The sequence below is a fragment of the Devosia geojensis genome (genome assembly GCF_000969415.1).
Lineage (GTDB): Bacteria > Pseudomonadota > Alphaproteobacteria > Rhizobiales > Devosiaceae > Devosia > Devosia geojensis.
Genome location: NZ_JZEX01000086.1, coordinates 1 through 13,414, shown reverse-complemented (window position 1 = coordinate 13,414; position 13,414 = coordinate 1). Strand labels below are relative to the sequence as shown.

Below are 13,414 nucleotides of genomic sequence, written 5' to 3'. Positions count from 1 at the left end.
CCCCCGACCCCTCCCCTCAAGGGGGAGGGGAGCAGGGGCGCTTCTCGCACCGCCCTGCCAATGCTAGAGTCCAGCCATGGCCAAACCTGAATCCGAACCCAAGCGGCGCAACCGGACCGTCGGCGTCGCCGAGGCGCTGGGCAGGACGCTCGATCCGTTCCTCAAGAAGCGCGGGTTCGCCAGCCGCGACATCCTCGACCATTGGAGCGCGATCGCGCCGGCGCCCTACGACGCGGTGACGTTTCCCGAGCGGCTGGCATGGCCGCGTGGCGAGAAAAGCGCCGAGGGCGCGACGCTCTATCTGCGCTGCGCGCCGGGACATGCGCTGGCCGCGCAGCACGAGGGGCCGCGGATCGCCCAGGCGGTCAACCGCTATTTCGGCTATCTGCTGGTCAGCGATGTGCGGCTTTCGGCCGAGCCGTTCAGCCCGCATTCAGATGCCCGGAACCATAAGGACCACAAGCCGAGCGAGGCGACGCGGACGAAAATCGACGGCGCGCTCGCTCAAGTCAAAGACGACGATCTGCGCGACGCGCTGCGCGCCCTGGGCCACGCGGTAATGGGCAGATCGGACAACAACAAGAGATAGACTGTTCACCCGCGTTTGATTGGCGTGCCCACTTGCGGCCAATTTGGCCGCGTGTAGTGTCGCCGCAGAAAAAATGGAGTTCTACCCCGTGAAGATCACCCGTCGCGACACACTCATCCTCGCCGGCACCGCCACGGCCCTGGGGCTGGCCGGTATCGGCACCGCCGCGGCGGCAGAAGGCGATACGGTCGACGTCGCCAGGCTGATGGCGCCGGCCGGCGGGCTTGAAGATCACGTGCTCGGCGAAGAGGCGGCAACGGTGACGGTCGTCGAATACGCCTCGCCCACCTGCCCGCACTGCGCGGACTTCCACAACAACACCTACCCGCAGTTCAAGACCGACTACATCGATACGGGGAAGGTCAAGTACATCCTGCGTCCGTTCGTGCGCAACGTGCTCGATGCAGCCGTCTTCCTGCTGGCGGAAGCCTCGGGCCCGGACAGCTACCACAACGTGGTTTCGACCTATTTCCGCACCATGAACACCTGGGCGGCGTCCGAAACTCCGCGCGACGCGATCTTCGATATCGCCACGCAGCTCGGCTTTACCCAGGAAACGTTCGACGCCGCCTTGACGAATCAGGAACTCTTTACCGCCATGGAAGCCGTGCGCGAACAGGCGCTCAACGAGTTCGGCCTGACAGGGACGCCCACCTTCTACATCAACGGCAAGAACCTGACCGGGGGCAAGACGCTTGAACAACTGGCGGCGGAAATCGACCCACTGCTTGCCTGACTTCCCAATTCGAGGAAGCGGTCGAAAAACCGCGCCCTTCGATCACCCCCTCCCAGCCTCCCCCATCAAGGGGGAGGTGTTGCTTTTGTGGGGGTTGCGGGATCGTGCCACGAGGGCTCCCCTCCCCCTTGAGGGGAGGGGCTGGGGGTGGGGGGCCGTCGGTGGCCCACTGAACCACCCCCACCCTCAATCCCTCCCCTCAAGGGGGAGGGAGGCCGATCGTGCCCGCGGAGATGTTCTTCGAACCGCAGGAGCCCCGCGATGAAGTTCGCGCGCATGAGGCTCCACGGCTTCAAGTCCTTCAGCGACGAGACCACGCTCGTCATGGAACCGGGGCTGACCGGCATCGTCGGGCCCAATGGGTGCGGCAAGTCCAACCTCGTCGAGGCCATGCGCTGGGTGATGGGCGAAAGCTCCTATAAGGCCATGCGCGCCTCGGGCATGGACGACGTGATCTTTTCGGGCGCGTCCAACCGGCCGGCGCGCAACACCGCCGAGGTCACCCTCGTCCTCGACAATGCCGACCGCACGGCGCCGGCCGCGCTCAACCATTCCGACGTGCTCGAAGTCACCCGCCGCATCGAGCGCGAGGCGGGTTCGGTCTATCGCGTCAACGGCAAGGAAGTGCGGGCGCGCGACGTGCAACTGCTCTTTGCCGACGCCTCGACGGGCGCCCATTCGCCGGCGCTCGTGCGGCAGGGGCAGATCGGCGAACTCATCGCCGCCAAGCCGACCCAGCGGCGGGCGCTCCTCGAAGAGGCAGCGGGCATATCGGGGCTGCATTCGCGCCGGCATGAGGCGGAGCTGCGCCTCAAGGCCGCCGAGCAGAACCTGGAACGGGTCGACGACGTCATCGCCCAGATCGAGCAGCAGCTCGAAACGCTGAAGCGCCAGGCGCGGCTGGCGGTGCGCTACCGCTCGCTTTCGGGCGACATCAGGCGGGCCGAAGCCACGCTCTACCATATCCGCTGGGTTGCGGCGCGCGTTGCCGAGAAGGAAACCGAGGCCGAGCAGGCGCGGCTGATCCGCACCCTTGCCGACGCCACTCACGCCGAGCGCGAGGCGCAGAAGAAATCCGACGCCGCCGATGCGGCGCTGCAGCCCTTGCGCGACAAGGAGGCGGCGACGGGGGCGGCGCTGCAGCGGCTGACGATTCTTGCCGAGCAGCTCGAAGAGGAAGCGCGGCGCAACAACCAGCGGCGGGCCGAATACGCGAACCGTTTGAAGCAGCTCGCCGCCGACGGCCAGCGCGAGCGCGAGCTGATCGCAGAGAGCGAGGCGACGCTTTCCGGCTATGCCGAGGAGCAGGCGCGGCTGACGGCCGAGGGCGAAGCGGCGCAAGCCGAGTTCGACGCGGCCCGGCAGGATGCGGAAGCGGCGCGCGCGGCGGTCAGCGAAGCGGAGATCGTCGCGCGGGAGGCAGCCGAGCGGCATGCGCAGGTGCGTGCGCGGCGGGCGCAGGCGCAGCGCAACGCCGAGGAAGCCGCGGCGCGGGTCGAGCGGCTCGTAAAGCAGATCGCGGAGGTGGCCGAGGAGGCCCGGACCATCGCCGAAAAGCTCGATGCCGACGAGACTCTGACGCAGAAGCGCGCCGCGCTCGAGGCGGTGCAGGCGGCGGTGGTGACGGCGGAGGCGCAAGCGCTGGCGGCCGAGGAAGCGACCGGCGAGGCCCAGGGCAAGCTCGACGCGGCGCGTCCGAAGCTGCAGGAGATCGAGGGCGCGCTGACGCGGCTGGAAGCGGAAGCCGCGACGCTCGCCAAGATGCTCAATGTCGGCACCAGCCTCTGGCCGGCGATTGCCGATGAATTGAAGGTTGCGCCGGGCTACGAGACGGCGCTGGGCGCCGCGCTCGGCGACGACCTCGAGGCCTCCTCGGACGACGGGGCGCCGATGCACTGGTCGGCGAGCCTCGACGGCCATGACGATCCGCCGCTGCCGCAGGGGGCCGAACCGCTCTCGCGGCACGTTTCGGGCAGCGAACTCCTGAAGCGGCGGCTCGACCAGATCGGGCTCGTCGGCAAGGCGGTGGGGCCGGAACTGATGCGGGCGTTGAAGCCGGGGCAGCGGCTGGTGTCGCTCGAAGGCGATCTCTGGCGCTGGGACGGGTTCGTTTCAGCGGCCGATGCGCCGAGCGCGGCGGCGCAGCGCCTGGCGCAGCGCAATCGCCTCGCCGAGCTCGACGAGGAGATCACCCGCATCCGCGGCGAGCGCAACGCCTGGAAGCGCGATGTCGAGGCGCTGACGGCGGCGCTGGAGGCGGCGCGCGCCGACGAGCGCGGCAAGCGCGACGCATGGCGCACGGCCCAGCACGCCATCGGCGCGGCTCAGGGCGAGGTCGACAAGGCGCAGCGCGCCATAGGCGACCTCGCGACGCGCAAGAGCGCACTGGAGGAGGCGCAGGCGCGCCTCGCCACGAGCCTTGCGGAAGCGGAGGTAAGCAAGGCGGGGGCGGAAACCGCGCTCGCCGAAGCGGGCGACGAGGGCGTTACGGGCGCGCAAGCCGAGACGGCGCAGGCGGCGCTTTCGGGGATACGCGAGCGGGCCGACCAGGCGCGGGTGAAACTCACCACATTCGAGACGGCGGCGCGCATGCGCGCGAGCCGGCTGGAGCAGCTCGAGCAGGACAGCGGCGCGGTCACGCGCCGGCGCGAGGGCGCGGCGCGGCAGATCGAGACGTTGGAGCTGCGCGAGGGCGAGATCCGTACCCAGCTCGCCGCGCTCGACGCGACGCCCGAGAGCTTCGCGGCACGGCGGGCAGAGCTCGACCACCAGATCGAGGACGCCAAGATCGCCCACAAGGCGGCGAGCGATTCCCTGTCCGTCGCGCAGACCGGGTTCCGCGAGGCGAGCAACGGCTTGAAGGCCGCGAGCGAGGCGCTGGCGGCGGCGCGGGTGGAGCTCGGGCGCATCGAGGAACGCCTGAAAGGCGTCATCGCGCAGCGCCAGCAGATCGAAAAGCAGGTCAGCGAGCAGCTCGGCATTCCGGCCAACCGCACGCTCGAGGTCGCCGGGATCAAACCGGAGGAGCCCCTGCCCCCCGAACAGGCCACCGAGCAGCGGGTCGAGCGGCTGAAGGCCGAGCGCGAGCGGCTGGGCGGCGTCAACCTTTCAGCCGAAAAGGAAGCCGAGGAGACTCGCGAAAAGCTCGAGACCATGGTCAAGGACCGTGACGACCTGATCGAGGCGATCGCGAAGCTCCGGCAGGGCATCCAGTCGCTCAACCGCGAGGGACGCGCGCGGCTCTCGGAGGCGTTCGAGAAGGTCAACGCGCATTTCCAGGAGCTCTTCACCACGCTCTTCGGCGGCGGCACGGCGGAACTGACGTTCGTCGAGAGCGACGATCCGCTGGAAGCGGGGCTCGAGATCATCGCCAAGCCGCCGGGCAAGAAGCCGCAGACGATGACGCTCTTGTCGGGCGGCGAGCAGGCGCTGACGGCGCTGAGCCTCATCTTTGCGGTGTTCCTCACCAATCCGGCGCCGATCTGCGTGCTGGACGAGGTTGATGCGCCGCTCGACGACGCCAATGTCGAGCGGTTCTGCAACCTGCTCGATTCCATGCGCCAGCGCACGGACACGCGCTTCCTCGTCGTCACCCACAACCCGATCACCATGAGCCGGGTGGACCGGCTTTTCGGCGTGACCCAGGCCGAGCGGGGCGTCAGCCAGCTGGTTTCGGTGGACCTGACGACGGCAGAATCCTTCCGCGAAGCCTCCTAGAGGTGGAGCACGAACGGAGGGTTGGGGGTGGGGGTCCATCGGTGGACCGCCGCACGACCCCCACCCTCGATCCCTCCCCTCAAGGGGGAGGGAGGCGATGGAACTGACGATTCCGCCAAGCAATGAAACGCCCTGGGACGCAACCGGGAGTGTGGACAGCATGCCGCACCCCCTTCCCGTGCCAAAAACTATAGTTCTTTCAAAGATTTACTGTTGGAGTGCCCGGCTTGACACCCAAAACGCGCCCCCTTATGTTGCGCGCGACTTGAAAGGGCGGCCCGGAATACAAAAGGGGCCCGCCGGACAGGGGGAGCAGGCGGTATGAACGAGCCGCGCGACACCGGACGTCCGGAGGGCAGCGCCCGCGGCGAGACGCGCGATCTGGCTTCGCGCATCGCAGCCGCAAGGAGGGACCACGAGGCGGGCGCCAACAGAGCGTCCGAGCGCGGGTCCCCGGAGATGACCGGTCTGGCGCGCGGCATGCGCATCGGCACCGAGTTCGTCGCCGCGATCCTGGTCGGTGCGGGCCTCGGCTATCTCATCGACCTTGCTGCGGGCACCAGCCCGTGGGGCTTGCTCATCCTGTTCGGGATGGGTTTTGCCGCAGGAATACTGAACGTCATCCGAGCGGTGGCGGAAATGAATGCCGCATCGCCTCCCCCGTCCAATGCCGATCTCGGCCCGGACGCGGAAGACGAGGAGCGGGAAGCGCGTTGATGGCGACGATAAGGGGCACGCGACTTGGCCGGTACTGATCCGATCCACCAGTTTGTCATCACGGACATCTTCCCCATCGCCACCATCGGCGGCGACGGAACCGAAGGCAGCGGCATCCACCTGGCCTTCACCAATTCGGCCCTCTTCATGGTGGCCACGGTCGTCGTGATCTCGCTCTACCTCATCCTCTCCTCGAGCGGAAAGCGCCTGATCCCCAACCGCGTGCAGCTCGTCTCCGAGCTCGTCTACCAGTTCGTCGCCAACATGGTGCGAAGTTCGGCGGGCACGGAAGGCATGAAGTTCTTCCCGCTGGTGTTCTCGCTCTTCACCTTCATCTTCATCGGCAACATGTTCGGCATGGTGCCCTACTTCTTCACCTTCACCAGCCACATCATCGTGACCTTCGCGCTCTCGATGCTGGTGTTTCTGACGGTCATCATCTACGGCTTCGTCAAGAACGGCCCGAAGTTCCTGAAGCTCTTCGTGCCGGCGGGCGTGCCCGGCTACATCCTGCCCATCGTGACGCCGATCGAGGTCATCTCGTTCCTCTCGCGTCCGATCAGCCTGTCGGTCCGCCTCTTCGGCAACATCCTGGCCGGCCACATCACGCTCAAGGTCTTCACCGGCTTCATGGTCACGATGATCCCGCTCGGCTTCCTGGGCGCGGCCGGGTCCATCCTGCCCCTGATCATGGGCGTCGCCATCACCGGCCTCGAATTCCTGGTCGGTTCGGTTCAGGCCTATGTCTTCGCGGTCCTGACCTGCATGTACCTCAACGATGCGATCCACCCCTCGCATTAGAACCCTTCAACCCACCGGATCAGGGCGGGTGTCCCGCCTGACAACCCGCTCACACGAAAACCTCTGAAAGGACTACAAAATGGAAGCTGAAGCCGCAAAGTTCATCGGTGCCGGTATCGCCTGTTTCGGCATGGCGGGCGCCGCCATCGGCGTCGCCAACATCTTCGGCAACTTCCTCTCGGGCGCCCTGCGCAACCCGTCGGCCGCCCCGAGCCAGTTCGGCAACCTGATCTTCGGTTTCGCCGTGACCGAAGCTCTCGGCATTTTCTCGTTCCTGGTTGCCCTGATCCTGCTGTTCGTCGCCTAATTCTCCGGGCGCACGACAATCACGGCGGCCGGGACGCGTTCCGGCTGCCGTTCATTTGATGCCGCACCTTCGTGCGGCGAACGATCCGGCGAGTGACGATAATGGCAGGTCTCATCGTAGCCCAAGCACAGGAAGCCCCGGCGGACGCCGAGCACACGCAAACCCCGGTCGAGGCGGTCGGCGACGAACTGCACACGGCCGAGGAAGAGCTGCACGCAGCCACCGAGCTGCATGCGGACGACCACGCGGGCGTCTTCCCGCCGTTCGATCCGGCGACCTTCGGCTCGCAGCTCCTGTGGCTGGCGATCACCTTCGCGGCGCTCTACCTGCTGATGAGCAAGGTCGCCCTGCCCCAGATCGGCGGGATTCTGGCCGATCGCAAGGCGCGGATCGACGCCGATCTCAAGGCGGCCGAAGAGAGTCGGCAGAAGACGGACGCCGCCATCGCCGCCTATGAGGAGGCGCTCGCCAGCGCCAAGGCGAAGGCGCAGGGCATCGCCAGCGAGAGCCGCGACGCGATCGCCGCCGACCTCGCCGCCAAGCGCGCCGTCGTCGAGGCGGATCTCTCGGCCAAGGTCGGCGCGGCCGAGGCCAGCATCGCGCAGACCAAGTCCGCCGCCCTCGCCCATGTGGACGAGATCGCCGCCGAGACCGCCCAGGCGGTCGTCAGCCAGCTCGTGGGCGAGGCATCGCCCGAGGCGGCGCGCTCCGCCGTCGCCAAGGTCAAGGAGTAACCGATGTACCTGCCCGCGTGGATGGACAACTCGTTCTTTGCGCTCGTCGCACTGATCGTCTTCCTCGGCATCGCCGTCTATTTCGGCGTGCCGCGCATCATCGGGCAGATGCTCGACAAGCGCATCAAGCAGATCAGCGACGAGCTCGACGAAGCCAAGCGCCTGCGCGAGGAAGCGGCTGCGCTGCTCGTTGAATACGAGGAAAAGCGCGTCTCGGCCGAAAAGGAAGCCGAGGAGATCGTGACCGCCGCCAAGGCCGACGCCGAGCGGATGACCGCCGAGGCGCAGACCGCCCTCGAGGACATGATCGCGCGGCGCACCAAGGCGGTCGAGGACAAGATCGCCCAGGCCGAGGCCCAGGCCGTCGCCGAGGTGCGCTCGCGCTCGGCCGACCTCGCCATCGAGGCAGCGCGCGTGATGCTGACCGACCAGGTCGCCAAGAAGGGCAGCAAGCTGGTCGAGGACGCGATCAAGGACGTGGGCAGCCGGCTGAACTGAGCTCTCGGCGCGCGTAAGTTTTCAAAGGCGGGCTTCAAGCCCGCCTTTTTTTGGTTGGCTGTACGATTCGCCGAGCCCCAAACCGCCCTTGGCGCATTCCGATCACATCCGAGGACAGGCCCTTCTCCCACGAGAGGAGAAAGAAGGTGCCTCCAATCGCAACGTGTCTGTGCCTTACCCCGATGTCATCCCGGCGAAGGCCGGTATCCATCCAGAGATAAGTGCACCAGCCGCAAGATGCTTGATCGAGGCAGGGCGATCTGCCGCTCCCATCGCGTTCCTGGATGTGTTCAGGGCTGGGTCCCGGCTTTCGCCGGGATGACAGCCCGTGGGTGTGCGCGATAGTGCCACACAGACATGATCCGCCCGCCCAAGCGCCGGCATTTGCGACAGCAATCCCTCATTTGTCCCTTAAGGTAGCTCCGCTAGCCGACCAGCCGAATCCTCAAGCCCGCATGCGCGGCCAGAAGAAGCCGGTGCGGCGGCGGTATTCCTCGTATTGGGGGCCGAGCGGGGAGTTGGAGAACTTGCGCTCCTCGCCGCGGGCGGCGAGCGTGTAGACGAGGAGGATGAAGGCCAGGAACGGGAGCGTCCAGGCCGACCAGATGGCGACGGCCCAGCCGGCCCAGAAGATGAGATAGGACGTGTAGAACGGGTGCCGCAGGTATTGGTATGGGCCTTCCATGACGAGGCTGTCGGGGTTCTCGGCATCGAACGCCAGACGCAGCCGCGCCTCGCGCGAGGCAAAGATCGCGGCCCAGAAGAGCGCCAGCCCGGCCAGCATGACGAGGAGGCCGGCAAGGGCCGCCAGCAGGGGCTGCTCGCCCGACCACTGGAAGTAGAGGAAGGCAAGGGTGGTCACCACCACCATGACCGAAATCAGGATGGTGCCGCCGGGAACGGACTTGGAAGCGAAGTGGGCCCGCAGGGACCAGGAATACTGCGCAACGACGGCAACGCCGACGATCGAGATCAAACTGTCGAAAACAAACTGCACCCTCGTCCCACTCCCCCAAATGAGCAGCCGGGCGCAACGCCCAGTGTCCTGGACCGTAGAACCGGCCTGTTGCCTTGGCAAGCTGCGAGCCCGAAGTATCGGGCTACATACGCAAGTAAAGCGGTTTCCGAAACGGCGCATTAGTCACCGATTCACCATGTGCGTAGACGTGATATGGAGACTCTTCGGCCAGAGTGCTTCCCTCGACGACAACGGAAGCACTGGTTCGGACCATGTCTCCCTCCTATCGCATGATCGCAACGCGGCACGGCGCCGTCAGCGTGGCTGACAGCGGCGGCGACGGCTTTGCGCTGCTCATGCTGCACGGCTCGGCCAACTGCAAGGAAGTGTTCCTGCCGCAGCTCGAGAGCCCGCTGGCCGAGCGCTACCGGATCATCGCCGTCGATCTGCTCGGCCATGGGCATTCGGCCAATGCCGAATATCCGGGCAAGGCCTATACGCTGGCCGGCTTCGCAGAAAGCATCGGCGACGTCGTCGCGGCGCTCGGGGTCAGGCGCATGGCGGTCTTCGCATGGTCGCTGGGCGGGCACGTCGCCATCGAGATGCTGGCGCGCATGCCCATCATCGCCGGCCTGATGCTGACCGGCACGCCGCCGATCGCATCGGGACCGCTGGGCATGCTGCGCGGCTTCCAGGCGCATTGGGACCTGCTGCTGGCCTCCAAGGAGCATTTCACCGAGCGCGACATCATGCGCTTCCACGAGCTTTGCTTCGGCGACAACGGCGGATCGGACATGATCGAGGCCATCGCGCGCTCGGACGGGCGCGTGCGGGCGATCGCCGTCAGCGGCATGATGCGCGGCGACGGCGCCGACCAGAAGCGGACGATCGAGGAAGCGACGGTGCCGATCGCCATGGTCAATGGCGAGCACGAGCCGATCGCGCGGCTCGGCTACATCGCCGGGCTCGACTACCAGACGCTCTGGGACGACCACTGCCACGTCATCGCCGGCGCCGGCCACGCGCCCTTCCGCGACCGGCCAGAGGTGTTCAACGCCCTCCTCAACCGGTTCGTGTCAGATGTCGAGGCGTATAAGCAGCCGGTGCCGATGGTGCTGCCGCGGTCGGCTTAGACTCCCCCCTCATCCGCCCTTCGGGCACCTTCTCCCACAAGGGGAGAAGGGAGGGTGTGTCCCGTCAAGTCGGAGCAAGATCAGATTCTTCGCACGGTGAGCGATCGAGCACCTCACCTTCTCCCCTTGTGGGAGAAGGTGGCGCGAAGCGCCGGATGAGGGGTCAGCGATGCAGCCGTCAGCACCCGTGTTTGCGGCAAGACCGTAGACCCCTCACCCCGATTTTCCGCTGAACGCGGAAAATCTGTCCCTCTCCCACAAGGGGAGAGGGAAGGGGCCAGCAGTCTACTCCGCCGCCTGCGGCAGTGGATCCTTGCGCTCCCAGCGCAGCACGGGCTGGCGGGCGGCGCGGGTTTCGTCGAGGCGCCGGCGCGGGGCGTTGAGCGGGGCGTCGGTGAAGCGGGCGGTGTTGCCGGCCCTGGCGTCCTCGGCAAGGTCGAGCATCACGTCGCAGAACTGGTCGAGGGTCTGCTTGCTCTCGCTTTCCGTCGGCTCGATGAGCATCGCCCCATGGACGACCAGGGGGAAATACATGGTCATCGGGTGGAAACCCTCGTCGATCAGCGCCTTGGCGAAATCGAGGGTGGTGACGCCCGTGCCGGACAGGAACGCGTCGTCGAACAGCACCTCGTGCATCGTCGGATAGTCGGGGAAGGGCAGCGAGAACGCGCTCTTCAAGCGCGCCTTGATGTAGTTGGCGTTGAGCACGGCATCCTTGGCCGCCTGGGCAAGGCCGTCGGCGCCGTGGCTCAGCATATAGGTGAGCGCGCGCACATACATGCCCATTTGGCCGTGGAAGGCGCTGATGCGGCCGAGCGCCCCGCCCTCGGTGTGCTCGACGAGCTCGAGGCCCGCATCGTCCTTGCGCACGAACGGCACCGGCGCGAAGGGAGCCAGCGCCTCCGACAGCACCACCGGCCCCGCACCCGGCCCGCCGCCACCATGCGGCGTCGAGAAGGTCTTGTGCAGGTTGATGTGCATGGCGTCGATCCCGAGATCGCCGGGGCGCACCACGCCCATGATGGCGTTGAAGTTGGCGCCATCGCAGTAGAAATAGGCCCCGGCCTCGTGCACGGCCGCCGCGATCTCCTTCACCTGCGGCTCGAAGAGGCCGCAGGTGTTGGGATTGGTCAGCATGATTGCGGCGACGTCGGGCGAGAGCGCATCCTTGACGGCTGAGACGTCGACAGTGCCGTCCTCGCGGGCGGGAATGGCCTTGACGGCATAGCCGAGGAACGCGGCGGTCGCCGGATTGGTGCCGTGGGCGCTTTCGGGGACGAGAACCACCTTGCGGTGCCCCTGCCCCTTGGCGTCCTGAGCGGCCTTGATCGCCATCATGCCCAAGAGCTCGCCATGGGCGCCGGCCTTGGGGGTCAATGCGACGGCAGCGGTGTTGGTGAGGGTCATCAGCCAGTGGCTGAGCTCGTTCATGAGCTCTAGCGCCCCCTGCACCGTCGAGACCGGCTGCAACGGATGAATGTCGGCGAAGCCGGGCAGGCGCGCCATCTTCTCGTTGAGGCGCGGGTTGTGCTTCATGGTGCACGAGCCCAGGGGATAGAAGCCGCTATCGATCGAGTGGTTGAGGCGCGAGAGGCGCACATAGTGGCGCATGGCCTCGGGCTCGGTGAGGCCGGCGAGATCGAGCCCGGACTTGCGCTCGAAGCCGCCGAGGCGCGAGGACGATATCTCGACCTCGGGCAGGTCGACGCCGGAGTGGTGGGTGTCGCCGATCTCGAAGAGCAGCGGCTCGTTGGGCAGCAGCGCTGCGCCGGTGGCGTTGATGTCGGCGCCGGTGCCCGTGTGGGTCGGGCGGCCTTGCGTATTCATGCTCATGCCAGCACCTCCTTCAAACCCGCGGCAAGCGCGGCGATGTCGTCGTCTGTCGTGAGCTCGGTGGCGGCGAGGACGACGAGGTTGATGACGGCCGGATCGTCCGGCACGAGGCGCGAGACCGGCACGCCGGCGAGGATGCCCCTGGCAGCGAGCGCCTCGATGACGTCCGCGCCGGGTTTGGGCAGGCGAATGGTCATCTCGTTGAAGAAGGTCTTGTTGAGGAGCTCGACGCCCGGAACCGCCTCCAGCGCATCGGCGAGGGCGCAGGCGCGGGCGTGGTTGAGGCGGGCAAGGCGGGTGAAGCCGGCTTCGCCCAGCAGCGCCATGTGGATGGAGAAGGCGAGCGCGCAAAGGCCGGAATTGGTGCAGATGTTGGAAGTCGCCTTCTCGCGGCGGATGTGCTGCTCGCGGGTCGAAAGCGTCAGCACGAAGCCGCGCTCGCCCTTGGCGTCGACTGTCTCGCCGCAGAGGCGCCCGGGCATCTGGCGGATGAACTCCTTCTTCGTCGCCATCAGGCCGACATAGGGGCCGCCGAAATTGAGCGCATTGCCGATGGACTGGCCTTCGGCGACGACGATATCAGCCCCGAGCGCGCCCGGCGCCTCGATGAGGCCGAGGGAGACGACTTCCGTCACCACGACGATCAGCAGCGCGCCCTTGGCGTGGGCGGCGTCGGCCGCGGCCTTGACGTTGCGCAGGTGTCCGTAAAAATCCGGCGTCTGCACGACGATGGCGGCGGTTTGCTCGTCGATATGGTCGAGGATATCGCCCTGGCCCTCGGGCGAGGCCGAGAGGCAGACGAGGTCCGGATCGTCCTTGAGGTAGGCCTTGACCACGTCGCGGTAGTGCGGGTGGAGGCCGCCAGAGAGGATGATCCTGTTGCGCTTGGTAAGGCGCCGGGCCATCAGCACCGCCTCGGCGGTGCCGGTGGAGCCGTCATAGAGGGAGGCGTTGGCGACGTCCATGCCGGTGATCTTGGCGACCTGCGTCTGGAACTCGAAGAGCATCTGCAGCGTGCCTTGCGAGATCTCCGGCTGGTAGGGCGTATAGGCCGTCAGCCACTCCGAGCGCTGGATGAGGTGGTCGACCGTCGCCGGCACGTGGTGGCGATAGGCGCCGGCGCCGACGAAGAACGGACCGTCGCCGGCCGCGTGGTTCTTGGCGGCGAGGGCGCGCATATGCGCTTCGACCAAGAATTCGGGGCTATGCGATGGCAGGTCGACCGGGCTTTTGAGCAGCGCGCCATTGGGCACGGCGCTGAACAGGGCCTCGATGCTGTCGACGCCGATGACGCCGAGCATCTCGGCACGTTCGGCTTCGGAATGGGGGAGGTATCGCATGGGGGTGCTCTACTTGTTGGTGCTTACCCGAGGCTCCCCCCACCCCTAGCC

12 protein-coding genes are annotated in these 13,414 nt (G+C 67.0%); 9 read left to right on the top strand and 3 right to left on the bottom strand.

The window, feature by feature from the left end:
• Positions 1 to 76: 76 nt before the first annotated feature.
• From VE25_RS08065 to VE25_RS08030, 8 genes are all read left to right on the top strand, one after another.
• Positions 77 to 589 carry a DUF721 domain-containing protein gene (locus VE25_RS08065; RefSeq protein WP_046108097.1) on the top strand — a complete coding sequence of 171 codons (513 nt, stop codon included), beginning with the start codon at positions 77 to 79 and terminating at the stop codon, positions 587 to 589.
• Between the two features lie 88 nt (positions 590 to 677).
• Positions 678 to 1,325 (top strand): thioredoxin domain-containing protein, encoded by a 648-nt coding sequence (locus VE25_RS08060; protein WP_160299963.1) that lies wholly within the window; start codon positions 678 to 680, stop codon positions 1,323 to 1,325.
• A gap of 261 nt (positions 1,326 to 1,586) precedes the next feature.
• Positions 1,587 to 5,042 carry an AAA family ATPase gene (locus VE25_RS08055; RefSeq protein WP_046108096.1) on the top strand — a complete coding sequence of 1,152 codons (3,456 nt, stop codon included), beginning with the start codon at positions 1,587 to 1,589 and terminating at the stop codon, positions 5,040 to 5,042.
• Between the two features lie 321 nt (positions 5,043 to 5,363).
• On the top strand, positions 5,364 to 5,759 hold the full coding sequence (locus VE25_RS08050; protein WP_046108095.1) for an AtpZ/AtpI family protein: 396 nt from the start codon (positions 5,364 to 5,366) through the stop codon (positions 5,757 to 5,759).
• 24 nt (positions 5,760 to 5,783) lie between these two features.
• The gene (locus VE25_RS08045; protein WP_046108094.1) at positions 5,784 to 6,560 is read left to right on the top strand and encodes a F0F1 ATP synthase subunit A; all 777 of its coding nucleotides are present in this window, start codon (positions 5,784 to 5,786) and stop codon (positions 6,558 to 6,560) included.
• Positions 6,561 to 6,639: 79 nt separating this feature from the next.
• Positions 6,640 to 6,867, top strand: a complete 228-nt coding sequence (locus VE25_RS08040) for a F0F1 ATP synthase subunit C (RefSeq protein ID WP_046108093.1) — start codon at positions 6,640 to 6,642, stop codon at positions 6,865 to 6,867.
• A gap of 101 nt (positions 6,868 to 6,968) precedes the next feature.
• A complete protein-coding gene (locus tag VE25_RS08035) occupies positions 6,969 to 7,601 on the top strand; it encodes a F0F1 ATP synthase subunit B family protein (RefSeq protein WP_083988796.1) in 633 nt (210 codons plus the stop codon).
• 3 nt (positions 7,602 to 7,604) lie between these two features.
• On the top strand, positions 7,605 to 8,099 hold the full coding sequence (locus VE25_RS08030; protein WP_244466886.1) for a F0F1 ATP synthase subunit B family protein: 495 nt from the start codon (positions 7,605 to 7,607) through the stop codon (positions 8,097 to 8,099).
• A gap of 445 nt (positions 8,100 to 8,544) precedes the next feature.
• Here the strand turns inward: VE25_RS08030 and VE25_RS08025 are convergent, their stop codons facing one another.
• Positions 8,545 to 9,096 (bottom strand): methyltransferase family protein, encoded by a 552-nt coding sequence (locus VE25_RS08025; RefSeq protein ID WP_046108092.1) that lies wholly within the window; start codon positions 9,094 to 9,096, stop codon positions 8,545 to 8,547.
• 233 nt (positions 9,097 to 9,329) lie between these two features.
• Here VE25_RS08025 and VE25_RS08020 point away from each other — a divergent pair, with 233 nt between their 5' ends.
• The gene (locus VE25_RS08020; protein WP_046108091.1) at positions 9,330 to 10,190 is read left to right on the top strand and encodes an alpha/beta fold hydrolase; all 861 of its coding nucleotides are present in this window, start codon (positions 9,330 to 9,332) and stop codon (positions 10,188 to 10,190) included.
• A 285-nt stretch (positions 10,191 to 10,475) separates the two neighbouring features.
• Here VE25_RS08020 and gcvPB read toward each other — a convergent pair whose 3' ends face one another.
• Both gcvPB and gcvPA read right to left on the bottom strand, forming a co-directional pair.
• On the bottom strand, positions 10,476 to 12,023 hold the full coding sequence (gene gcvPB, locus VE25_RS08015; protein ID WP_046108090.1) for an aminomethyl-transferring glycine dehydrogenase subunit GcvPB: 1,548 nt from the start codon (positions 12,021 to 12,023) through the stop codon (positions 10,476 to 10,478).
• Positions 12,020 to 13,363: an aminomethyl-transferring glycine dehydrogenase subunit GcvPA gene (gene gcvPA / locus VE25_RS08010; protein ID WP_046108089.1), complete on the bottom strand. Its 1,344-nt coding sequence runs from the start codon at positions 13,361 to 13,363 to the stop codon at positions 12,020 to 12,022. The genes gcvPB and gcvPA overlap by 4 nt, the downstream gene beginning before the upstream one ends.
• Positions 13,364 to 13,414 lie beyond the last annotated feature (51 nt).